This is a genomic window from Acidovorax sp. GW101-11A03 (assembly GCF_059424825.1).
In genome coordinates this window covers 27,483-50,457 of record NZ_JBWKZU010000040.1, presented here as the reverse complement: position 1 = coordinate 50,457, position 22,975 = coordinate 27,483, and the positions used below count along the sequence as shown (strand labels likewise).

20 protein-coding genes are annotated in these 22,975 nt (G+C 67.8%); 8 read left to right on the top strand and 12 right to left on the bottom strand.

Annotation, left to right across the window (positions count from 1 at the left end; all coding sequences use genetic code 11):
* From AC07Z7_RS16825 to AC07Z7_RS16815, 3 genes are all read right to left on the bottom strand, one after another.
* Nucleotides 1-761 (bottom strand): S-adenosylmethionine:tRNA ribosyltransferase-isomerase (locus AC07Z7_RS16825; protein WP_494766960.1); only part of this gene is annotated, 761 nt, incomplete at its 3' end.
* 90 nt (nucleotides 762-851) lie between these two features.
* Nucleotides 852-1,808, bottom strand: a complete 957-nt coding sequence (locus AC07Z7_RS16820; protein ID WP_494766959.1) for a 1-phosphofructokinase family hexose kinase — start codon at nucleotides 1,806-1,808, stop codon at nucleotides 852-854.
* Between the two features lie 57 nt (nucleotides 1,809-1,865).
* On the bottom strand, nucleotides 1,866-3,143 hold the full coding sequence (locus tag AC07Z7_RS16815) for a cyclic di-GMP phosphodiesterase (RefSeq protein WP_494766958.1): 1,278 nt from the start codon (nucleotides 3,141-3,143) through the stop codon (nucleotides 1,866-1,868).
* 101 nt (nucleotides 3,144-3,244) lie between these two features.
* On the opposite strand from AC07Z7_RS16815, the gene recG reads away from it, so the two are divergent.
* From recG to ubiA, 5 genes are all read left to right on the top strand, one after another.
* Complete coding sequence (recG, locus tag AC07Z7_RS16810; RefSeq protein ID WP_494766957.1) at nucleotides 3,245-5,401, top strand: ATP-dependent DNA helicase RecG; 2,157 nt, start codon at nucleotides 3,245-3,247, stop codon at nucleotides 5,399-5,401.
* Nucleotides 5,402-5,442: 41 nt separating this feature from the next.
* A complete protein-coding gene (locus AC07Z7_RS16805; protein ID WP_094290364.1) occupies nucleotides 5,443-6,408 on the top strand; it encodes a LysR substrate-binding domain-containing protein in 966 nt (321 codons plus the stop codon).
* Between the two features lie 155 nt (nucleotides 6,409-6,563).
* The gene (locus AC07Z7_RS16800; protein ID WP_494766956.1) at nucleotides 6,564-8,309 is read left to right on the top strand and encodes a dipeptidase; all 1,746 of its coding nucleotides are present in this window, start codon (nucleotides 6,564-6,566) and stop codon (nucleotides 8,307-8,309) included.
* 154 nt (nucleotides 8,310-8,463) lie between these two features.
* Nucleotides 8,464-8,982 carry a Dps family protein gene (locus tag AC07Z7_RS16795; protein ID WP_056065336.1) on the top strand — a complete coding sequence of 173 codons (519 nt, stop codon included), beginning with the start codon at nucleotides 8,464-8,466 and terminating at the stop codon, nucleotides 8,980-8,982.
* Nucleotides 8,983-9,199: 217 nt separating this feature from the next.
* On the top strand, nucleotides 9,200-10,093 hold the full coding sequence (gene ubiA / locus AC07Z7_RS16790; protein WP_494766955.1) for a 4-hydroxybenzoate octaprenyltransferase: 894 nt from the start codon (nucleotides 9,200-9,202) through the stop codon (nucleotides 10,091-10,093).
* Between the two features lie 96 nt (nucleotides 10,094-10,189).
* Here the strand turns inward: ubiA and proC are convergent, their stop codons facing one another.
* The 7 genes from proC to AC07Z7_RS16755 form a co-directional block, all read right to left on the bottom strand.
* Entirely contained in the window at nucleotides 10,190-11,047 is an 858-nt protein-coding gene (gene proC, locus AC07Z7_RS16785; protein WP_494766954.1) for a pyrroline-5-carboxylate reductase, read from the bottom strand.
* Nucleotides 11,048-11,233: 186 nt separating this feature from the next.
* Nucleotides 11,234-12,415 carry an ABC transporter substrate-binding protein gene (locus tag AC07Z7_RS16780; protein ID WP_494766953.1) on the bottom strand — a complete coding sequence of 394 codons (1,182 nt, stop codon included), beginning with the start codon at nucleotides 12,413-12,415 and terminating at the stop codon, nucleotides 11,234-11,236.
* 45 nt (nucleotides 12,416-12,460) lie between these two features.
* A complete protein-coding gene (locus AC07Z7_RS16775) occupies nucleotides 12,461-13,180 on the bottom strand; it encodes an ABC transporter ATP-binding protein (RefSeq protein ID WP_094290359.1) in 720 nt (239 codons plus the stop codon).
* On the bottom strand, nucleotides 13,180-13,962 hold the full coding sequence (locus tag AC07Z7_RS16770) for an ABC transporter ATP-binding protein (RefSeq protein ID WP_494766952.1): 783 nt from the start codon (nucleotides 13,960-13,962) through the stop codon (nucleotides 13,180-13,182). The genes AC07Z7_RS16775 and AC07Z7_RS16770 overlap by 1 nt, the downstream gene beginning before the upstream one ends.
* Before the next feature lie 11 nt (nucleotides 13,963-13,973).
* Nucleotides 13,974-14,861 carry a branched-chain amino acid ABC transporter permease gene (locus AC07Z7_RS16765; RefSeq protein ID WP_094290358.1) on the bottom strand — a complete coding sequence of 296 codons (888 nt, stop codon included), beginning with the start codon at nucleotides 14,859-14,861 and terminating at the stop codon, nucleotides 13,974-13,976.
* Nucleotides 14,854-15,747: a branched-chain amino acid ABC transporter permease gene (locus tag AC07Z7_RS16760; RefSeq protein WP_494766951.1), complete on the bottom strand. Its 894-nt coding sequence runs from the start codon at nucleotides 15,745-15,747 to the stop codon at nucleotides 14,854-14,856. The genes AC07Z7_RS16765 and AC07Z7_RS16760 overlap by 8 nt, the downstream gene beginning before the upstream one ends.
* 217 nt (nucleotides 15,748-15,964) lie before the next feature.
* Entirely contained in the window at nucleotides 15,965-17,089 is a 1,125-nt protein-coding gene (locus tag AC07Z7_RS16755) for an ABC transporter substrate-binding protein (protein ID WP_494766950.1), read from the bottom strand.
* A gap of 184 nt (nucleotides 17,090-17,273) precedes the next feature.
* Between AC07Z7_RS16755 and AC07Z7_RS16750 the strand changes: the two genes are divergently transcribed.
* A complete protein-coding gene (locus AC07Z7_RS16750; protein ID WP_094290355.1) occupies nucleotides 17,274-17,960 on the top strand; it encodes a GntR family transcriptional regulator in 687 nt (228 codons plus the stop codon).
* Nucleotides 17,961-18,114: 154 nt separating this feature from the next.
* Here AC07Z7_RS16750 and glpK read toward each other — a convergent pair whose 3' ends face one another.
* Nucleotides 18,115-19,608, bottom strand: a complete 1,494-nt coding sequence (gene glpK / locus AC07Z7_RS16745; protein ID WP_494766949.1) for a glycerol kinase GlpK — start codon at nucleotides 19,606-19,608, stop codon at nucleotides 18,115-18,117.
* Nucleotides 19,609-19,770: 162 nt separating this feature from the next.
* The gene (locus AC07Z7_RS16740) at nucleotides 19,771-20,535 is read right to left on the bottom strand and encodes a DeoR/GlpR family DNA-binding transcription regulator (protein WP_056065359.1); all 765 of its coding nucleotides are present in this window, start codon (nucleotides 20,533-20,535) and stop codon (nucleotides 19,771-19,773) included.
* 230 nt (nucleotides 20,536-20,765) lie between these two features.
* Between AC07Z7_RS16740 and AC07Z7_RS16735 the strand changes: the two genes are divergently transcribed.
* Nucleotides 20,766-21,857 carry an ABC transporter ATP-binding protein gene (locus tag AC07Z7_RS16735; protein ID WP_494766948.1) on the top strand — a complete coding sequence of 364 codons (1,092 nt, stop codon included), beginning with the start codon at nucleotides 20,766-20,768 and terminating at the stop codon, nucleotides 21,855-21,857.
* A 1-nt stretch (nucleotide 21,858) separates the two neighbouring features.
* The gene (locus AC07Z7_RS16730; RefSeq protein ID WP_494766947.1) at nucleotides 21,859-22,935 is read left to right on the top strand and encodes an ABC transporter ATP-binding protein; all 1,077 of its coding nucleotides are present in this window, start codon (nucleotides 21,859-21,861) and stop codon (nucleotides 22,933-22,935) included.
* Nucleotides 22,936-22,975: the final 40 nt, after the last annotated feature.

Here is a 22,975-nt window from a genome sequence, read left to right as displayed (position 1 = left end):
GTCTTGCAGGGCTGGAAGGTGCCTGCGCCCACATGCAGCGTGACGCTCGCGCGCTCGATGCCGCGCGCCGCCAGGTCGGCCAGCACGCCCTCGTCAAAGTGCAGCGCGGCGGTGGGCGCGGCCACGGCGCCGGGGTTGCGGGCAAACACCGTCTGGTAGCGCTGGCTGTCTTCGGCCTCGTCGGGGTCGTGGTCGGTGTTTTGCTGGCGCTCGATATAGGGCGGAAGCGGCAGGTGGCCGTGGCGGTCCATCAGCTCCCACGGCGACTCGCCTGCGGGGCCGTGCAGCGCAAAGCGGAACAGCGGGCCGTCCTCGGTGGGCCAGCGGCCCAGCAGTTGGGCGTCAAATCCGCCCGCCTTGCGGCCTCCGGCCATGTGCACCACGCTGCCGGGCAGGGGCTTCTTGCTGACCTTCATGTGGGCCACGACTTCGTTGCCTGGGTTGCCTGCCTCGGCGGGCAGCACGCGTTCGATCAGCAGCTCCAGCTTGCCGCCGCTGGCCTTCTCGCCAAAGATGCGCGCCTTGACCACGCGCGTGTCGTTGAACACCAGCAAATCGCCTTCGCGCAGCAGGCCGGGCAGCTCACGAAAGATGCGGTCTACGGGCTGCATGGCGCGGCCATCGAGCAGGCGCGAGGCGCTGCGTTCGGGTGCGGGGTGCTGGGCAATGAGTTCGGGGGGCAGCGAGAAGTCGAAGTCGCTGAGGGTGAACACGCGGGAAGCGTGGGGCGCGCTGGCTGCGCCGGGGGAGAAATCAGTCATCGTGCTTGAGGGCCGAACGGGCCCGTGCCAAGGGAAAAATTGCGAAGGGCGCGATTGTCCCACGCGCCCGCGCCGCCCGCCGGGCCGGGGTTATGGCTGCGTGGCGACGGCCACCGGCGTGGGCACGCTGTGCACCAGCCGCTGCAGGTCGCCCACCTGGGCCAGCGTGGTGCCCGGGTGCAGCAGCGCGGCGGCGCCTGCGGCCACGCCCCAGCGCAGGGCTTCGGCAGGGGCGTCGCCCCGGTCCAGTGCCCAGACCAGGGCCGCCAGAAAACAGTCCCCCGCGCCCGTGGTGCCGGTGGTGGCGGGCACGTTCAGCGCCGGGGCCTGCCACACGCCCGCGCGGGTGGCCAGCACGGCGCCCTGTTCGCCCAGCGAAAGGGCCACGGTCTCGGCCGCGCCGCTGTGCACCAGCGATTGGGCGGCGGCGCACCAGTCGGCGGCCTGCTCCAGCGGCTGCTGCACCAGCTCGCGCAGCTCCCGCAGGCTGGGTTTGATCAGGGCCACGCCCGCCTGCAGCGCAGCGGCCAGGGGCAGGCCCGAGGTATCGACGACTATCCGCACGCCCCGGCCCGACAAGGCCCGGACCAGCCGGGCATAGAAATCGTCAGGCGTGCCGGGTGGCAGGCTGCCGCTGGCAATGAGCCAGCGCGGCGGCGTGGGCAAGGCGGCCAGCGCATCCAGGCAAGCCTGCCACTCGCTGGCCTGCAGCGTGGGGCCGGGCAGCACAAAGCGAAACTCCTGACCGGTGGTGGTCTCGACCACCGAGAAGTTCTCGCGCGTGTCGCCCGCAATGGCTTGCAGCGCCGTGGGCACCCCTTCGTCGGCCAGCAGTTGCCGCACCTGCGCGCCTGCGGCACCACCCGCCAGTGCCCAGGCCAGCACATCGGCGCCCAGCCGGTGCAGCACGCGGGCCACGTTGATGCCGCCACCGCCCGCAAAACGCTGCACCGGGCCACAGCGCAGCTTGTGCGTGGGGGCGACCTGGGCGGTGGTGGTCGCCAGGTCGAGCGCGGGGTTCAGGGTCAGGGTGATCAGGGCGGGCACGGAGGAAGCGCGGGGCAGGGCAGGGGCGGGCGTGGTGGCCAGAGCAGACGGCCAGGGCTACCAGGCCTTTTCGGCAAACCCCGACCAGAGTTCATTGATGTCCGGAAAACGCCATTTCTCGGGGTCTTCGCGGGCCACGATCTTCTCGTTGCAGCCTGGGGCGGCCAGGTCCACCAGCTCGGGCGGGATGCGCAGGTCGGACTTGGTGGAGAAGAAGACCTTGACGATGGGCGTGGTGAGGGCCGTGGGGGCCTGTTCGGTCACCACCCCGATGCGCCCCGAGGTCAGCCGCACCAGCGAACCCACGGGGTAGATGCCGATGCTTTTGACGAAGGCCTGGAACAGCCGCGCGTCGAAATGGTCGCTGGTCCACTCGGCCATGCGGCGCAGTGACTCGGACGGGTCCCAGCCGCTTTTGTAGGGGCGGTCGGAGGTGATGGCGTCGTACACATCGCAGATGGCCGTCATGCGTGCGATCACGCTGATGCCTTCGCCCTGCAGCTTGTCGGGGTAGCCCGATCCGTCGATTTTTTCGTGGTGGTGCAGGCAGGCGTCGAGCACGGCGTCGGGCACGTTGCCGCCCTCCTTGAGCATATGGAAGCCCTCCAGCGGGTGGCTGCGCACCACGGTGAATTCCTTGTCGGTGAGCTTGCCCGGCTTGTTGAGCACCGACAACGGGATCGCCGCCTTGCCCAGGTCGTGCAGCAGGCCCGCCATGCCTGCCAGGCGCGTCTGCTCGTCATTGAGCTTGAGCTGGCGCGCCAGCGCCACCATGAGCGCGCACACCGCCACTGAGTGCATGTAGGTGTAGTCGTCGGCCGTTTTCAGGCGCGCCAGGCTGATCAGCGCGCCCGGGTTGCGGGTGACGGAATCGGAGATTTCCTCCACCAGGCTCTGCGCACCCACGGAGTCCACCGCGCGGCCCATGCGGGCCTCGCTGAACATCGACACCACGGCCTTCTTGGACTTCACGCAGATGGCGGCCGCCATCTTGAGTTCGCCCTGCATGTCGGTGGGGGTGCGGTTGCGCACCGGTGGGGGTGGCACGGGCAGGCTCACCTGGATGGGGGGCAGGTCTTCCAGGCGGCCGAAGTCGGTCTCTATCTTGGCATCCACCTCTTCGCGCGAGACCGAGACGGTCCCGGCGGCCACGTCCAGGCCCTTGGAGGTATCGATCCAGCACTCGTGGATGGCGGTGGCCTGGATGCGTGCCAGATCCTTGGGGTCTTTGAGCACAAACTTGGCCCGCCAGAATGGGTGCTCCATCCAGGATCCGCAGAACTCGTGCAGGTACATGCCCAGGGTGAGGTGTTGGATTTGGATGCGCTTGAGCATGGTGGGGCCTGGACTTGGAAAAACCGCCCGTCTTTAGGCGTGACTAACGGTAACCATGGTAGCCTTTTTGCCCCGTTCCTGTCGCTCGTAAGACCCGCTACATGCCGCCTGCAGCCCCCAGAGTTTCCCCTAGTGCCAAGGCCCCGGCGGCCCCTGCTGCGGCCAAAGGTGGGGCCTCGGTGGCGCAGAAGGCGCTGCAAAAAATCGGGCTGCGGCGCGACATCGACCTGGCCCTGCACCTGCCCCTGCGCTACGAAGACGAAACGCGCATCATTCCACTGGCCAACGCCCGCGACGGGCAGATCGCCCAGATCGAAGCCACCGTGGTGGCGAGCGAGGTGCAACTGCGCCCCCGCCGCCAGCTGGTGGTGCAGGTGGAAGACGGCAGCGGCAGCTGCGAGCTGCGCTTTTTCAGCTTCTATCCCTCGCACCAAAAAACGATGGCTGTGGGCGCACGCCTGCGCATCCGGGGCGAGGTCAAGGGTGGCTTCTGGGGGCGGCAGATGCTGCACCCGGCCTTCCGTGTGGCGGGCGGCGAGCTGCCCGCCGCGCTCACGCCCGTCTACCCCACCACGGCCGGGCTGCCCCAGCCCTATCTGCGCCGCGCCGTGGTCAGTGCGCTGGCGCGGGTGGACCTGTCGGACACACTGCCCCCCGGCGCTGAGCCGCCCTGGGCGAGGTTTCATGGTCAAAATGGCCTCCACCGCGCGTTCAGCTTGCGTGAGGCGCTCACATTTTTGCATCACCCCACGCCCGACGTGGCGCTGTCCACGCTGGAGGACCACAGCCACCCCGCCTGGCAGCGCCTGAAGGCCGAGGAACTGCTGGCCCAGCAGCTGTCGCAGTACCAGTCGCGGCGCGAGCGTGATCGCCTGCGCGCCCCGGTGCTGCGCCCCGCCAAGGCCAAGGCGGGCACGTTGCCCCTGCACGAGCAACTGCTGGCCGTGCTGCCCTTCAGCCTCACCACCGCCCAGCGCCGCGTGGGCGAAGAAATTGCCGCCGACCTGGCCCGCCAGGTGCCCATGCACCGGCTGCTGCAGGGCGATGTGGGCTCGGGCAAAACCGTGGTCTCGGCCCTGGCTGCCTGCCTGGCCATGGACGCGGGCTGGCAGTGCGCGCTGATGGCGCCCACCGAAATCCTGGCCGAGCAGCATTTCGCCAAGATGATCGGCTGGCTGGAGCCGCTGCTGGCCGCGCGCGGCCGCAGGGTTGCCTGGCTGGTGGGCGGGCAAAAGAAGAAGGACCGCACCGCCATGCTGCACATGGTGGCCAGCGGCGAGGCCGCGCTGGTGGTGGGCACCCACGCCGTGATCCAGGAGCAGGTGCAGTTCAAGAACCTGGCGCTGGCCATCATCGACGAGCAGCACCGCTTTGGCGTGGCGCAGCGGCTGGCCTTGCGGCAGAAACTCGCAGCGCATGGCATGGAGCCGCACATGCTGATGATGAGCGCCACGCCCATCCCGCGCACCCTGGCGATGAGCTACTACGCTGACCTGGATGTGTCTGTGATTGACGAGCTGCCTCCCGGCCGCACGCCCATCGTCACCAAACTCATTGCCGACAGCCGCAAGGACGAGGTCATCGAGCGCATCGGCGCGCAAGTCGAGGCCGGCCGGCAGGTGTACTGGGTGTGCCCGCTGATTGAAGAAAGCGAGGCGCTGGACCTGAGCAACGCCACCGCCACGCACGCCGACCTGAGCGAGGCCTTGCCGGGCTGCATGGTCGGCCTGCTGCACTCGCGCATGCCCATCGCCGAAAAGAAGGCCGTGATGGCGCTGTTCACCAGCGGCCAGATGGGCGTGCTGGTGAGCACCACGGTGATCGAGGTGGGGGTGGACGTGCCCAACGCCTCGCTCATGGTCATCGAACATGCCGAGCGTTTTGGGCTGAGCCAGCTGCACCAGCTGCGCGGCCGGGTAGGGCGCGGCGCGGCGGCATCGGCCTGCGTGCTGCTGTACGCCACCAACGACAGCGGCCGCGTGGGCGAAACCGCCAAGGAGCGCCTGCGCGCCATGGCCGAGACCAACGACGGCTTCGAGATCGCCCGGCGCGACCTGGAGATCCGGGGGCCCGGAGAGTTCCTGGGCGCCCGCCAGTCAGGCGACGCGTTGCTGCGGTTTGCCGACCTGGCCACCGACACCCACCTGCTGGAATGGGCGCGCGAGCTGGCGCCGCAGATGCTGGACCGGTATCCTGAGCTTGCCGCCAAACACGTGGCGCGCTGGTTGGGTGGAAAATCGGACTATCTCAAGGCATGAGACGCTCAGACCCACGCTGACGTGGCCCGCAGGAACACACCATGACCCTCACCGAACTCAAGTACATCGTTGCGGTGGCCCGCGAGAAGCACTTTGGCCATGCGGCCGATGCCTGCTATGTGTCGCAGCCCACGCTCTCGGTGGCCATCAAGAAGCTGGAAGAAGAGCTGGACGTGAAGCTGTTCGAGCGCAGCGCGGGCGAAGTCACGGTGACGCCGCTGGGCGAAGACATCGTGCGCCAGGCGCAAAGCGTGCTGGAGCAGGCGGCGGCCATCAAGGAGATCGCCAAGCGTGGCAAGGACCCGCTGGCCGGACCGCTCACGCTGGGCGTGATCTACACCATCGGGCCCTATCTGCTGCCCGAGCTGGTGCGCCAGTCCATCACGCGCACGCCGCAGATGCCGCTGATGCTGCAGGAGAACTTCACCGTCAAGCTGCTGGAGATGCTGCGCACGGGCGAGATCGACTGCGCCATCCTGGCCGAGCCCTTCCCCGACACCGGCCTGGCCATGGCGCCGCTGTACGACGAGCCCTTCATGGCGGCGGTGCCCAGCACGCATGCGCTGGCGGCGCAGCGCTCGGTCACGGCGGCTGAGCTGAAAAGCGAGACCATGCTGCTGCTGGGCGCGGGCCATTGTTTCCGCGACCACGTGCTGGAGGTCTGCCCCGAGTTCGCGCGCTTTGCGAGCAATGCCGAGGGCATCCGCAAGTCGTTCGAGGGCTCGTCGCTGGAGACCATCAAGCACATGGTGGCCGCCGGCATGGGCGTGACGCTGGTGCCGCGCCTGTCGGTGCCGCGCGATGCGCTGCTTACCGTGTCGCGCCGCCGCAAGAGCGACGAGACCTACATCCGCTACCTGCCCATCCGCGAGGAAGATGGCAGCCCGCCGCCCATGCGCCGCGTGGTGCTGGCCTGGCGCCGCAGCTTCACCCGGTATGAGGCCATCGCCGCCCTGCGCAATGCCATTTACGCCTGCGAGCTGCCGGGCGTGAACCGCCTGTCCTGAACCGGTCCTGCGGCCGCGTTTTTGCCACGAGGAATCGGCGCTACACTCGCGCCGCCCCTGCGCTGGCTGACCAGGCCTGCGCAGCGGGGCATGCATGTTGCGCAGCGCCCGTGGACCATCGTCCGGCTGCGCTCCGCTTTCTACAGAAGGTTCCCATGAAGAAGCTCTGGCTGACCGCCACCCTGGCCGCCGCGTTGACGGCGTGTTCGTCCATCCCCACTTCCACCATGGCGCCCACGGCCGCCACGCTGAAGAAGCCCGCGCTCGACCGCATCGCGGCCACGCCCAGCGCAGCGGCAGCGGCGGACTTCCGCCAGTTCCTGCAGCTTGCGGCGCAGATGCAGCCCGAATTGCAACCCGCCGTGGCTGCCTATGCAGCGAACCAGCCCCTGGCGGGCGATGACCTGGTCAACATCAGCCGACTGCTCGGTCTGCACAACCGCCTGCGCAACCAGGCCGCCGTGATCGAGGCCACCGCGAAGATGGTGGCCATCCCCACCGTGCGGTCTGCCAAGGTGCCTCCCCACGAAGACCCGGCCATCATTGCCTTTGGCACCCTGGTCGAAGGCATGGCGCGCGACTTTGGCCTGCAGTACCGCAACGTGGACAACCGCATCTTTGAAGTGAAGCTGCCCGGCAGCGGCCCCGAGGAGTTCGGCATCCTCACGCACGCCGACGTGGTGCCCGTGGTGGCCGATGAGTGGGTGCTGGACGACGGCACCAAGCTCGACCCCTTCAAGCTGACCCGCGTGGGCGGCAACCTGTATGGCCGGGGCTCTATCGACGACAAGGGCTCCATCGCCACCGTGCTGTTTGCGATGAAGGCAGTGAAGGACAGCGGCCTGCCGCTGGCACGCACCATCCGCCTCATGATCGAAACCACCGAGGAAACCGGTGGCGACGCGATGAAGTACTACCGCGCCAAGACCGCGCTGCCCGAGTACAACATCGTGCTCGACAGCAAGTACCCCGCCGTGGTGGCCGAAAAGGGCTCGGGCGCGCTGCGCGCCTCGTTCCCGCTGCAGCCTGCTGCCACGACCGGCGCGACGGCGATCACCGCCATGGCCGGGGCTGCTTCAACCAACGCCGTGCCGCAGACCGCCACGGCCCGCCTGCAGGGCGGCAACACCGCCGACGTGGCGGCGCGCCTGAACGCTGCGAAGGCTGCCTTTGTCGAGAAGTACCAGCCGCAGGGCGGCGCCTTCCGCATCGACGTGGCGCAGGATGGCGGCGCCGTTGTGGTGAAGGTCACGGGCGCATCGGCCCATGGCTCGCGCCCCGAAGAGGGCGTCAACCCGCTGCCGCGCCTGGCGCTGTTCCTGAAGGAGTCGGGCGTGGCGCTGGCCCCCAATGGCTACGCGCAGGCCGTGCGTTACCTCACCGACCTGTACGGCGTGGACTACCTGGGCCGCACCCTGGGCCTAGCCTACAGCGACGACTTCATGGGCCCGCTCACGATGTCGCCCAACCTCGTCCGCGAGAAGGATGGCAAGGTCGATGTGCTGGTGAACGTGCGCATGCCCCGTGGCAGCACGCCGGAGGCGCTCACGCAGGCCACCTCGGCCAAGGTCAAGGCCTGGGGCGCTCAGGCCGGTGTGGCGGTGGAGGTGGACCACCAGCAGGGCAACTGGATGGCGCGCGACCCCAAGGGCGCCTGGCTGGCCACGCTGCTCAACACCTTTGGCGACACCACGGGCCTCGAAGCCAAGCCCGTGCCCACAGCCGGCAGCACCACGGCCAAGCTCATGCCCAACGCGATCAACTTCGGCCCCGCCATGCCGGGCAAGAAGTACACGGCGCACAACGCCAAGGAGTTCAAGGAAGTGGTGGACCTGGACGCCGACATGCAGATGTTCACCGAGATGCTGGTGCGCATCGGCAACTTGCCGAAGATGCAATAAGCCAGCCGATGGGGGCGCCCGCGCTGGTTTCTTGACCCTGGTACAAGGCATCGGCCTTGACTGACACAGTGGCGCTGCGGCTTGCGCTACAGTGTTTGAGGACCCCGCACAGCGCGGGGTGTTTCATGTTTTCCGCACGGAAGGAACCTCCCCCATGGCCAAAGCTCCTGGCAAAGCCGCATCCGGCAAAACCTCTGCCCCCAGCATCAACATCGGCATCAGCGACAAGGACCGTGCTGCCATCGCCCAGGGCCTGTCGCGCCTGTTGGCCGACACCTACACGCTGTACCTGACCACCCACAACTTCCACTGGAACGTGACGGGCCCCATGTTCAACACGCTGCACACCATGTTCATGGCGCAGTACACCGAGCTGTGGAATGCGGTGGACCCGATCGCCGAGCGCATCCGTTCGCTGGGCCATGTGGCCCCCGGCTCGTATGCCGAGTTCGGCAAGCTGGCCACGGTGCCCGATGCGCCCGCCAAGCCGCCCAAGGCGCTGGACATGGTGCGTGTGCTGGTCGAAGGCCACGAGGCCGTGGCCCGCACCGCGCGCAGCCTGTTCCCCCTGGCCGACAAGGCCAGCGACGAGCCCACAGCCGATCTGCTGACCCAGCGCCTGACGGTGCATGAGCAAACGGCGTGGATGCTGCGCTCGCTGCTGGAAGAGTAAGAGCGGCTAGCAAAACCCTTCTGGCGTCGTTGCCGCGTCTTGTCGTACTACCCGTACTACCTGCGACGCGGCGCCTAGCCAGAACCGCTGCGCTGGGTTTTGTTATCCGCTCTAAGCCAGCTGCTGCGCTGTGAACCGAACGCCCGGCGGCCGCAAGGCCCCGGGCGTTTCTGCTGCCGGGCCGGTGCCGGGTCTGCATCTGGGAAAATCCTGCGCCATGACCGCCGCCACCACCGCCTCCCGCAGCCGCTTCTCGCTCTACCTTGACCTGATCCGCTGGGACCGGCCTGCGGGCTGGCTGGTGTGCCTGTGGCCCACGCTGAGTGCGCTGTGGATCGCGGCCGACGGCTTTCCGGGCTGGCACCTGCTGGTGGTGTTTGTGCTGGGCACCATCCTCATGCGCAGCGCGGGCTGCTGTGTGAACGATGTGGCCGACCGCGACTTCGACAAACATGTCAAGCGCACCGCGCAGCGGCCCGTGACCACGGGCGCCGTGTCGGTCAAGGAGGCGCTGGGCCTGGGCGCCGCGCTGGCCATCGTGTCGTTTGGCCTGGTGCTCACCACCAACACCGCCGCTATCCTGTGGTCCGTGCCCGCCGTGCTGGTGGCCATTGCCTACCCGTTCACCAAACGCATCATTGCCATGCCGCAGGCGGTGCTGGGCATTGCATTCAACTTTGGCATCGTGATTGCCTTTGCCGCCGTGCAGGGCAGCGTGCCCTTTGTTGCCTGGTGGATGTGGCTGGGCAATATGTTCTGGGTGCTGGCCTACGACACCGAATACGCCATGGTGGACCGGGATGATGACCTCAAGATCGGCATCAAGACCTCGGCCATAACCCTCGGGCGCTTTGATGTGGCGGGCATTGTGTTGTTCTACCTGCTGTTTGTCGGTATTTGGGCGGTAGCGCTTGCCCCTTATGCGCTGGGTGCTATTTTTTGTATAGCGCTTGCGGCGGCGCTGGCCCAGGCCGTGTGGCATTTCACGCTGATCCGCACGCGCACCCGCGAGGGCTGCTTCAAGGCCTTCCGCATCAACCACTGGCTGGGCGCCACGGTGTTTGCGGGCATTGCAGGCAGCTACCTGGTGCGGTCAATACTCACAAATTGATAGCTATCAACGCTTGATGGACGCGCGGAGAAGGCCAAAAAAGGCCTTAAAAACTGTTCACGATTCCCCACGGCGCCGTGAACAGGGTGCCAGTGGTCAGGCCCCGAACTCGTTGCCGAGTTCGTTAGCGCGTTTTTCGGCGGCGCGCATGGCGGCCTGGAACGCCTGGGACACGCCGCTGGCCTCCATCGACTGCAGGGCCGCATAGGTCGTACCGCCCTTGGAAGTGACGCGTTCGCGCAGCACGGCCGGGGGCTCGTCGGAGCGGCGGGCCAGCTCCGAGGCGCCCACAAAGGTGCCCACGGCCAGCTTGTGCGCCTGCGCGTCGGACAGGCCCATGCCCACCCCCGCACGCGTCATGGCTTCGAGGAAATAGAACACATAGGCCGGGCCCGAACCCGACAGTGCGGTGACGGCGTCGAGCTGGGTCTCGCTCTCCACCCACAGGAACTCGCCGGTGGAGTCCATGATGGCTTCCACGCTCTGGCGCTCGGCCGGGGTCACGGCGGGGCGCGCGTAGATCGCGCTCATGCCCTTGCCCACCAGCGCGGGCGTGTTGGGCATGGTGCGCACGATGCGCTCGGTGCCCAGCCATTGCGCGATGCTGTCCGAGCGGATGCCCGCGGCCACGCTCAGGTGCAGGGCCTGCTGGGTGTGCGCCTGGGCCTGCGCGGCGGCGTCCTTGAAGGTCTGGGGCTTGACGGCCCAGACCACGATGCTGGCGCGCTGCAGCGCCGGGCTTGCCTCGGGCTGCGCCGTGAGGCCGAAGTTCTTGAGCAGCGCCTCGCGCGTGGGGGCGTAGGGCTCGACCACCTCGATCTGGCTGGCCGGGTGGCCCTGGCGGATCAGCCCGCCAATGATGGCGCTGGCCATGTTGCCGCCGCCGATGAAGGCGATGGTGGGGAGGCTGGCATGCGCCGCCTGGGGGGTGTCGGGGGTGTGGGTGGTTGTCATGCGAACGGAAAAATGCGGGGGCCGAAACGGTGAGCATCGTAGCGCCTGGGCGCTGCATGCAACAGGCCGCTGTGCCTGGTGGCGCGAGCATACCGGCCAGCGCGCCCGCTGGGGGGCGCTGGCGGTGGCTTCTGCAGAAGGCCCCGCCATGGGGCGGAGCCGGAGGGGGTTGCTTTGAACAGGCGCTTATTCGGCGATGCGCCCATTGCTGCGGTAAATACCCAGCGAGGTGTAGCGGGAGGCCACCTGCTTGCCTGCGGGCAGGCTGAGCGTGAAGTCGCCCAGGTCCGCGGTGAGACCACGTTCCAGCGCGCGGCGCACCCCGGCGGGCGAGGCATCGTCGCCCGCCGCTTTCAGGGCTTCGAGTGCAAAGCGCAGGTTGATGCAGCCTTCCAGGCTCAGCAGGGAGGGGCTGGCCTCGGTGCGGGCCAGGCTGGCCTGGTAGTCGCGCACCACGCGGCGCGAGGTGCTCCAGGGGCTGGGGTAAAGCATGGAGGTCATGATGCCTGCCACCCGTGCCTGGAGCTGGTCGGTCAGCACCCGCCCGCCCACCACGTTGAGCACCGCCACGCGGGCTGCAGGCCCTGCGGCCTGCTGGTAGGCGGCGATGAATGCGGGGGCGGCCTGTCCGGCGGCGATCAGCACCACCACCTGCGGCTGGGCGCTGCGCACCTGGGCGATGGTGGTGGCAAACGGATGGGCATCTCCCTGCGCAGTGGGTTCACCCAGCGCAATTGCCGTCGGTGGCGGGCGCCCCGTTCCCGTGGCAAAGGCTTTGAGCGCGCTGTCGAGGCCGGCCCTGCCAAAGGGGTTGTCCTGGTAGACCAGGGCGACCTTCTCCATGCCGATGGTGGGCAGCATGCGGGCGAAGCCCTCGAACTCCTCGCTGTTGCTGGCCTTGGTGTGGAACACCCAGCGGCTGGCCGTGCCCGCCTGGCGCAGTTGTTGCGCACCGCTGGAGGCACCGATCACCGGCACCTGGAGGTCGGCCAGCACCGGTTGCAGCGCCTGCAGCGTGCCGGTGCCCACCAGGTTCACGAAGGCCGCAATGCCCTGGCCCGCCAGGGTGCGCGCGTTGGCCACCGCGCGGGCGGGGTCGTAGCCGTCGTCCAGGTAGGTGATCTGCACCGCGCGCCCGCGCACCCCCCCGGCGGCGTTGGCGGCGGCCAGGCAGGCGTCCGCACCCTTGCGGTACTCCTGCCCGTATTCGGCAAAGGCTCCGCTGAACGGGGCGGTGGTGCCCAGCTGGATCGGGGCCAGCGCCCCCTTGGCAGGCTGGGCCTGCGCCGGGTGCAATGCCATGGCCCCCGCCAGAGCGCAGAGCAGGAGCGAGGCCAGGGCCTGGGGGGACAAGCGGTCAAGCGGCATGGAGAGGGGCTCCGGTGAGGCGTCAGGGAAGGGCGTGTCGGCGGCTCAGTGCGCGCGGCCGCCCAGGTACAGCTCGCGCACCTGCTCGTCGCGCATGAGTGCGTCTGCGCGGCCGGTGAGTGCCACCGCGCCCATGGAGAGCACGTAGGCGCGGTCGGAGATGCGCAGCGCCTCCATGGCGTTCTGCTCCACCATGAGCACGGTCACGCGCTCCTGGTTGCGCACCTGCACGATGGCGTCGAACACCTCGTGCAGCACCTTGGGCGACAGGCCCGCCGAGGGTTCGTCCAGCAGCAGGATCTCGGGGCGTGGCATGAGCGCGCGCGCCAGCGCCAGGATCTGCCGCTCGCCGCCCGACATGGAGGCCGCAGGCGCGTTGAACTTCTTGCCCAGGATGGGGTAGAGCACACACAGCTCGTCCATGCGCGCCCTGCAGTCGGCCGGGGCCATGTAGTGGCCACCCACCTGCAGGTTCTCGCGGATCGTGAGGGCGCTGAACACGTTCTCGGTCTGCGGCACAAAGCCCAGGCTGCAGTGGCGGATCTTCTGGTGCACGGGGATCTGCGACACGTTTTTGCCCTGCAGCGTGACGCTGCCGCTGCGGGGCAGCAGGTAGCCCGCAATGGTCTTGAGCAGCGTGCTCTTGCCGCAGCCGTTGGGGCCCAGCAGGGTCACGATCTCGGCGGGCTGCACGGCCAGCGTCATGCCGCGCAGGATGTCGATGTCGGCCGTGTATCCGGCCACCACGTTGTCGATCTCAATCATCAGGCACTCGCTTCCAGGGGGTGGGCGCCTGCGGAGCCCAGGTAGGCCTGCAGCACGCGTTCATTGCTTGCCAGTTGGTCGGGGCGGCAGCTGGCCACGATGTGGCCACGGTCCAGCACCACGCAGCGCGTGCACACCTCGCGGATGAAGTGCATGTCGTGCTCCACGATCACCAGCGTCATGCCCTGGGCGTTGAGGCGCTGCAGGGCGGCCACGATGTCGCGGCGCAGGTTGGGGTGCACGCCTGCAGTCGGTTCGTCCAGCAGCAGCATGCGGGGCTCGGCCATCAGGGCGCAGACGATGCCCAGCAGCTTCTTCTGCCCGCCCGACAGGGCCGAGGCGGGCAGATCCCGCACGGGGGTGAGCAGCAGCTCGTTGAGCAGGTGCGCCGCCTTGTCGCGCGCTGTGCGCTCCGTGGTGCGCGCCGCAGCCGTGCCCAGCAAGGTGCCGAACACGCCGTGGTGCGCCGTCGCAGCGGCCATGGCCACTTCCATCACCGACATCCGGGTGGGCATGGAGGGCAGCTGGAAGGTGCGCGCCATGCCGGTCTGCACGATGCGGTGCGCAGCCAGGCGGTCGATGCGCTGGCCGTCGAAAAACACGGTGCCTGCGTCAGCGGGTGTGAAGCCGGTGATGACGTTGAGCAGCGTGCTTTTGCCCGAGCCGTTGGGGCCCAGCAGGCCCACGATCTCGCCCCGGGTGATCTGGACATCAACGGCCTCCAGCACCTGGTTGCCGCCAAAGGCCTTGGCGATCTGGCGGATGTCGAGGAATGCGTTCATGGGGGCGGTGCTCATGGGATCCTGCGCAGCTTTTCGGGGATGAGGCCCTGGCTGCGCCACAGCAGGCAGGCCAGGAGGATGGCGCCGATCAGGCCCAGGCGCAGGGCGCCCGCCAGGTCGGAGCTGAAATGGAAGTGGTCCTTGGCGAACGGCACGAGCGCGTAGGCCGCCTGCACCAGCACGACACCGGTGAGCACACCGGCCGTGTTGCCCAGGCCGCCGATCATCAGCATGGTCCAGAGCAGGAAGGTCTCCGCAGCCACCATGTAGTCGGGCCCGGCAAAGCTCATGTAGTGTGCGTAGAGCGAGCCGCCCAGCGCCGTCACGGCCGCACCGGCCATGATGGCGTGCGACTTGAGCTGGCGCAGGTCGTAGCCCATGCAGATGGCCAGCTGGGGCTCTTCGCGCATCAGCCGCAGCGCGCGGCCAAAGCGGCCGCTGGCCAGGCGCGACGCCAGCAGTGCGAAAGCGCCGAGTGCGAGCAACACCAGGGCCAGAAAGGCCAGCGCACTCCAGGGACGGCCCAGGCCGTCAAACAGCGAGGGGATGCCGGCGATGCCATTGGCGCCGCCGGTCAGCCAGTCCTCGTTGGTGGCCACGGTGCGCAGGATCTCGGCGATGGCCAGGGTGGCGATGCCCCAGTAGTCCGAACCGAGCTGTCGGCCCAGGCGCGCCACGCACCAGCCCAGGACCATGGCGACGAGCACGCCGCAGGCGGCGCCCGCCACCGGGTGCCAGCCCGCCTGCACGGCAATGCCCGTGGCATAGGCGCCGATGCCCGCGAAGGCGATGTGGCCGAAGTTGAGCAGGCCCGACACACCGGCCTGCAGGTTCAGGCCCAGCGCCATGAGGCCGTAGATGCCCGCCACGGTGAGGGTGGAAATGAAAAAATCAAACACGGCGCACCTCGCGGTCGAACAGGCCGTAGGGCTTGAAAAGCAGCGCCAGCAGCAGGATCAGGAAAGAACCGGCGCTGATGTACGACACCGGCAGGAAGGCCACGCTCTTGCCCAGCAGCGGCCCGAAGTTGAGGTTGGTGACCAGCGTCTCGGTCAGCGCGATGAGCAGCGCGCCCACCACCGCGCCCAGCGGGTTGCCCAGGCCACCCAGGATGGCGGCGGCGAACACCGGCAGCAGCAGGTCGTGCCCCAGGTTGATGTGCGCGCCGGTGGACAGCGCCAGCAGGCTGCCACCCAGCCCGGCGATGGCGCCGCTGGCAAAGTTGACCAGGCGCGTGATGCCCTCGGCGTTCAGGCCCGAGGCGGCCGCCAGCGCGGGGTTGGTGGACAGGGCCCGCATCGCCCGCCCCGTGCGGGTGAAGAACAGCAGCAGCGTGAACAATCCCAGCAGCAGCGCCGTGGTGGCCATGGCGTAGATATGGGTGTGCGACAGGCGCACGTCGCCCACCAGCACCGGGGCGGTCAGGGCCAAGTTGAACATGCGCGGGAAGGATCCGGCCAGGCCCTGCGCAACGGCCACGACCAGCATGGCCACGGCCAGGGAGCCGATCATGGTGATGGCGGGCCCGGAGCGCAGCAGGCGGCGGAACACCAGCAGGTGCAGCACCAGCGTGAGCAAGCCGGTGAGCACGCTAGCGATGAGGATGGCCAGGGGCAGCGGTACGCCCATGGCAAAAAAAGCATAGGTGGCGTAGGCACCCAGCATGGCGTATTGCACATGCGCGATGTTGGGAAACTTGACGAGGCCGTAGACGGTGCTCAGGCCCAGCGCAATGAGCGCGAGGTCTGAGGCACGCAGCAGCGTGTCAAAGAGCAGTTGGAGCATGGAGGGGAGCTGGATTGCTATGAAAACGAGAGCTTTCGGCGCTTTATGGTCGCGCGCGAAAGGCCAATTTGGCTTGGAGAATGTGCGGCCCAGGCTGGGCAGCCACGCTAGGGCCACGCGCAGCGAGGGCTGCGTCCCCCTTACTGAATCGCGCCAGCGATTCCAGAGAAGGGGGGAGGCACGTCAGCGCCTTGCATCTTTGAGGCTCAGGGGGATGTCACCGAGGAACGACCTTGCCGTCGAACTTGAGCTTGGCGTAAGGGGGATCGATGCGCTGGCGGTCGGCGTCGAACACGATGGGCCCGGTCACCCCCACATAGCCGCCCTTGCCGATCTCCTTGAGCGCGGCCTGCACGGCGGCGGTGTCGGTGGATTTCGCCTTGTTCATGGCGGCGGCGGTCATCAGCACCGCGTCGTAGGCATAGCCGGTGTACGAGGTCTTCATGCCCTCCTTGTACTTGGCAGAAAACGCGTCGGCGTAGGCCTTGCCGGCTGCGCCGTAGACGCTGCCCACCTCCATGCCCAGCTGGCCCTTGGCAATCTCGGGGGCCGTGTCTGACAGGCTCATGGAGATCAGGATGGCGTAGAACGGCTTGGCGCGCAGGCCCAGCTCCATGGCCTCGCGGTTGATCACGGCCGACTCCTGGCCGTAGGCGGTGTAGATGTAGGCGTCGGGATTGCTGCGCGCCATCTGCTGCAGCTCGCGGCGGTAGGTGGACTGCCCGGCGGTGTAGAGCACCTCGGTCACGACCTTGCCGCCCAGCTTCTCGAACTCCTGCTTGAAGCCGTGCACCACGCCCTGGCCGTAGGCATTGTTGGGCGCCACCATGGCCACGTTGCGGTAGCCGAGGTCCCACACGTCCTTGGAGGAGAACTGGTTGCCTTTGTCCTCCAGCCCGATCAGGTTGAACGAGCTGGCGCCCAGGTCGCGGATCTTGATGCTGGTGCTGGCGATGTTGAGGTGGGCCACGCCCTCCTTCACCAGGTACTGCGCCATGGGCAGGGTGATGCCCGAGGAGTATTCGCCGATCACCACCGGCACCTTGTCCACGCTGACCAACTTGCGTGCTGCGTTCAGGGCCGTGGTGGCGTTGCCGCCCGAGTCTTCCACGATCACGCCGAACTTCTTGCCCAGCACACCGCCGTCGGCGTTGACCTTGTCCACCGCCAGCGCCACGGCACGGCGCACGTCTTCGCCCACGGTGGCGTTGGCACCGGTGAGCGACAGCACGGCGCCCATGTGGATGGTCTCCTGCGCCAGGGCGGGCAGCGGGGTGGCGGCAAGACCAAGCGCAAGGGCGGCTGCGGCAGCGGCGGGCAGGTGGCGGCGGGTGAGGAACATGGGAACTCCAGGAAGGAAGGGGAGGGGGCGCCTTGCGGCGCGGGCGGTTGCACGGGGGTGCCAGGGGCTGCGCACCGATGGTTTGTATCCGTTCGATGTCAGATTGGATCCAAGTTTATGTAATTGGATCCAATTTGGCAACCACCCCCAAAAACCCTCGAAAAAAATCTGCTCCAATACCGGCATGAGAGCCCGTTCGCCGTCCGCGCCCCAGGCGCTGCACCAGACCATCCGCGAGGTGCTGCGCAATGAAATCCTCAGTGGCAAGCTCCAGGCGGGCCACCAGTTGCGCCAGGACGCGCTGGCCGAGCGCTTTCAGGCGAGCCGCATCCCGGTGCGCGAGGCGCTGCGCCAGCTGGAGTCAGAAGGTCTGGTGGTGCACCACCTGAACCGGGGGGCGGTGGTGGCGGGCATGAACGTGCAGCAGATCTGCGAGCTGCTGGACATCCGCGTGGCGCTGGAATGCCATGCCGCGCGGCTGGCCGTGCCCAACATGGTGGAGCGCGACTTCGAGGCGATGGAGCGCATCCTGGAGGCCTATGCGGCGTCGGATGTGGTGGCCGACTGGGCCGAGTACAACCGGCAGTTCCACCTGGCGCTGTCGGCGCCGGCCAACAATGGGCGCCTGCGCCGGCTGATCGAGGAGTATTGCCTCAACACCGACCGCTACACCCACGTGGCCATGTCCGAAGCCACGGGGCGCGACAAGCCGATGGAAGACCACTACGCGCTGCTGGCCGCCTGCCGCGCGCGCGATGTGGCCCGGGTGGTGGCACTGCTCGAAGAGCACATCGACCACACGCGCCGGGAACTGCTGGCCACGGCGCGCGAGCGCGCCATGGGCGAAGCCGCCGAAACCCCCTTTGTTTGACCGGGGGCGCCGCCCCCGGCGGCGGTGGTTCCATATCAGTGATTGATTGCGCTGCGCGCCACACCCGCCGCATGAAGCTGGCGCGGCCAGGGCCAGTGCCCTCGCGCAAGGGCCGCCCAAGCCGCGAAGCGACTCAGGGGGTAATTGGGGTAGTTCAGGCGGCTGTGGTCTGCCGCACGGCGTGTTCCCAGTTCGCCATCAGCTCCTGCGCGCGTGCGCTGCTGAGCGTGGGCACAACGCGGCGGTCGGCGCGCCACAGCTGCGAGAGTTCATCCGTGCTGCGGTACACGCCGCTCGACAGCCCCGAGAGGTAGGCAGCGCCCAGCGCAGTGGTTTCGATGACCGCAGGGCGCACCACCGGGATGCCCAGCAGGTCGGCCTGGAACTGCATCAGCAGGTCGTTGATGCAGGCGCCGCCGTCCACGCGCAGCTCGCTCACGGGCGCGCCGCCAGCGGCCACGGCGTCGCGGCTCATGGCCAGCAGCAGGGCGGCGCTTTGGTAGGCGATGCTTTCGAGCGCCGCGCGCGCAATGTGGCCCAGCGTGGTGCCGCGTGTGAGGCCGGTGATGGTGCCGCGGGCGTCGGGCTTCCAGTACGGGGCGCCCAGGCCGGTGAAGGCGGGCACCATCATCACGCCGCCCGAGTCGGGCACGCTTTGGGCCAGCGACTCGACCTCGCCGCTGGTGGAGATGGCGCGCAGGCCATCACGTAGCCACTGCACCACGGCGCCGCCCACAAAGACGCTGCCTTCCATCGCAAATTCAGGCTGCGTCGTCGCCTGCGCTGCGCTGGTGGTGAGCAGGCCGTTCTGGCTGGTCTGGAAGCTGCTCCCCGTATGCATGAGCATGAAGCAGCCGGTGCCATAGGTGTTCTTGGCCATGCCGGCCGTGAAGCAGGCCTGGCCGAAGAGCGCGCTTTGCTGGTCGCCCGCCACGCCGCCGATGCGGATGGCGTGGCCCAGCAGGTCGGCCGCGGTGTCGCCAAAGTGGGCGCTCGATGGCAACACCTCGGGCATCAGCGCCTTGGGAATGCGCAGCAGCGCCAGCAGTTCGTCGTCCCACTGGTTGGTGTGCACATTGAACAGCATGGTGCGCGAGGCGTTGCTCACGTCCGTCACATGCACTTTGCCGTGGGTGAGTTTCCACATCAGCCAGCTGTCCACCGTGCCAAAGGCCAGTTCGCCGCGCTCGGCGGCTTCGCGTGCGCCGGGCACGTGGTCCAGCAGCCACTGCAGCTTGGTGCCCGAGAAGTAGGCATCCACCAGCAGACCCGTCTTGGTCTGGATGGTGGCGGCATGGCCTTGTTCGCGCAGTTGCGCGCAGGCAGGCTCGGCGCGGCGGTCCTGCCACACGATGGCGTGGTGCACGGGCAGGCCGGTTTGGCGGTTCCACAGCACCGTGGTTTCGCGCTGGTTGGTGATGCCCACGGCGCGCACGGCGCTGGCCGCAATGCCCGCCTTGGCCAGCGCATCGCGCGCGGTGGCGAGCTGGGTGCGCCAGATCTCCAGCGGGTCGTGCTCCACCCAGCCGGGCTGGGGGTAGATCTGTGGCAGCTCCAGCTGCGCCTGGGCCACGATGTGGCCGCGTTCGTCAAACACGATGCTGCGGGAGCTGGAGGTGCCTTGGTCGAGGGCGAGCAGGTAGGTCATGGCAGAAAGGTTAAGACGGTAGCGCACTACCGGAAAAGGTGTTGTGGACTCGCGTTCACCTCACCAAGACCGTTCGGTCTGAGCTTGTCGAAGCCTTGCGCAGCGCTTCGACAAGCTCAGCGTGAACGGTTTTGTATGGTTGAAAGAGAGGGTGCAAGGGTGTCATGCCGCCACGGTGCAGATCACTTCTGCATCTTGCAACAGGGCAGGAAACGGCTCGGGCGGCGGTGCATCGGTGAACAGGCGGTCGATCTGCGCCAGCGTGGCCAGTTGCACCATGGCCGGGCGGTTGAACTTGCTGAAGTCGGCGGCCAGCCAGACTTCGCGCGCGTGTTCGATGATGGTTTGCGCCACCTTCACTTCGCGGTAGTCGAAGTCGCGCAGCGACCCGTCCGGCTCGATGCCCGAAATGCCGATGAGCGCAATGTCCACTTTGAACTGGCGGATGAAGTCCACTGCCGCTTCGCCCACGATGCCCCGGTCGCGGGCGCGCACCACGCCGCCCGCCACGATGACCTCGCATTCGGGGTTGCCGCTCAGGATGGCGGCCACATTCAGGTTGTTGGTGATCACGCGCAGGCCCCGGTGGTGCAGCAGCGCCTTGGCAATGGCCTCGGTGGTGGTGCCGATGTTCAGGATCAGCGAGCAGTCGTTGGGCACCTGTTCGGCCACGGCGCGCGCAATGCGGGCCTTGCCTTCGGCATGCAGGTTTTCGCGCTGGGTGTGCGCCAGGTTCTCCACTGTTGAGCTGGGCACGCGCACGCCGCCATGAAAGCGCGTGAGCAGTCCCGACTCCGCCAGGCGCTGCACATCGCGGCGCACCGTCTGCAGCGTGACCCCCAGGGTGTCGGCAAGTTGTTCCACCGTGGCGGACTTGCGCGCGCGCACTTCTTCGAGGAGTTGGAGTTGGCGGGGATTGGTGTTCACGGTGGGGTGCGCAGTGGTTTGTCACCGAATCGTAACGAATCTGAAACATTCGCTTGGGTGCCCGGTGACGCGCTAAAGACTGTAAATCGAACAAAAACGAATTGTTTAAGGGTAAACCTTGATTCGATTCGAACAAAAAGGAACAAAAATGAAAAAGAGCGAAATTTGAGGGCTGCCGTGCGTGTGTGCGGCCCTTTTACACAGGCCTCAGGGCCGGAAGAGGATGTTTCATGCAGCTGGCGTTGGACAGCATCAGCAAGAAAGTCGGGGCGCAGACCTGGCTGTACGACATGAACCTGTCGCTGCAGCCCAATGCCGTGACGGTGCTGCTGGGGGCGACCCAGGCGGGCAAGACCAGCCTGATGCGCATCATGGCGGGGCTGGATGTGCCCACCCACGGGCGCGTGTTGGTGGATGGCAAGGACGTGACCGGCACCCCCGTGCGCGACCGCAATGTGGCCATGGTGTACCAGCAGTTCATCAACTACCCCTCGATGAAGGTGGCGGCCAACATTGCGTCGCCCCTCAAGCTGCGCGGCGAAAAGAACATCGACGCCCGCGTGCGTGAAATTGCGAGCCGCCTGCACATCGACATGTTCCTGGACCGCTACCCCGCCGAGCTGTCGGGCGGCCAGCAGCAGCGCGTGGCACTGGCCCGTGCTCTGGCCAAGGGTGCGCCGCTGATGTTGCTGGACGAACCCCTGGTGAACCTGGACTACAAGCTGCGCGAAGAGCTGCGCGAGGAGCTGACCCAGCTGTTTGCCGCAGGGCAATCCACCGTGGTCTACGCCACCACCGAGCCGGGCGAGGCCTTGCTGCTGGGTGGCTACACGGCGGTGCTGGATGAAGGCCAGCTGCTGCAGTACGGCCCCACGGCCGAGGTGTTCCATGCGCCCAATTCGCTGCGGGTGGCGCGCGCCTTCAGCGACCCGCCGATGAACCTGGTGGCGGCCTCGGCCACCGCGCAAGGGGTGCGCCTGCAGGGCGGGGCCGAGCTGGCATTGCCGCTGCCACAGGGCGTGGCCACGGCGGCCGGGCTGACGGTGGGCGTGCGCGCCAGTGCGCTGCGTGTGCACGCGCGCCCTGGTGATGTGAGTGTGGCCGGGTTGGTGGAGCTGGCCGAAATTTCGGGCTCCGACACCTTTGTGCATGCCTCCACGCCCTGGGGCGATCTGGTGGCACAGCTCACCGGCGTGCATTACTTTGAACTGGGGACGGCCATCACGCTGCACCTGGACCCGGCCCAGGCCTATGTGTTTGGTGCCGATGGCCGCCTGGCCTGGGCGCCCGCCCGGCCCGTTACCGCACAAGGAGGGCGCTGACATGGCCCGCATCAGTCTGGACCTGGCGCATTCGTACAAGCCCAACCCGCAGCAGGACAGCGACTACGCGCTGCTGCCTTTGAAGATGGAGTTCGAGGACGGCGGGGCCTACGCGCTGCTCGGTCCTTCGGGCTGCGGCAAGACCACCATGCTCAACATCATGTCGGGGTTGCTCGTGCCCTCGCATGGCAAGGTGCTGTTCGATGGCCGCGACGTGACGCGTGCCAGCCCGCAGGAGCGCAACATCGCCCAGGTGTTCCAGTTCCCGGTGATCTACGACACCATGACGGTGGCCGAGAACCTGGCTTTTCCGCTGCGCAACCGCAAGGTGCCCGAGGACCAGATCAAGCAGCGTGTGGGCGTGATCGCCGAGATGCTGGAGATGAGCGGCCAGCTCAACCAGCGCGCCGCAGGTCTCGCGGCCGACGCCAAGCAGAAGATCTCGCTGGGCCGGGGCCTGGTGCGTGCCGATGTGGCGGCGGTGTTGTTCGACGAACCGCTCACGGTGATCGACCCGCACCTCAAGTGGCAGCTGCGGCGCAAGCTCAAGCAGATCCACCACGAACTCAAGCTCACGCTGATCTATGTGACGCATGACCAGGTCGAGGCGCTGACCTTTGCCGACCAGGTGGTGGTGATGACGCGTGGCAAGGCGGTGCAGGTCGGCTCGGCCGATGCGCTGTTCGAACGGCCCGCGCACACCTTCGTGGGGCACTTCATTGGCTCGCCGGGCATGAACTTTCTGCCCGCGCACCGCGATGGCGATAACCTCTCGGTGGCCGGCCACCGCTTGGCAAGCCCCGTGGGCCGCGCGCTGCCCGATGGCGCCCTGCAGGTGGGCATCCGGCCCGAATACCTGGCCCTCGCCCAGCCGCAGCAGGCCGGTGCGCTGCCCGGCACGGTGGTGCAGGTGCAGGACATCGGCACCTACCTGATGCTGACCGCCAAGGTGGGCGAGCACACCGTCAAGGCGCGTTTTGCGCCCGAGACGCGTCTGCCATCGGCCGGTGACACGGCCTGGCTTCAGGTGCTGGGTGAGCACACCTGTTTTTACAAGAATGAGGAGTTGCTGGCATGACGGCCTACCCCCTGAGCCGCTGCGCGGCTTCCCCCTGCGA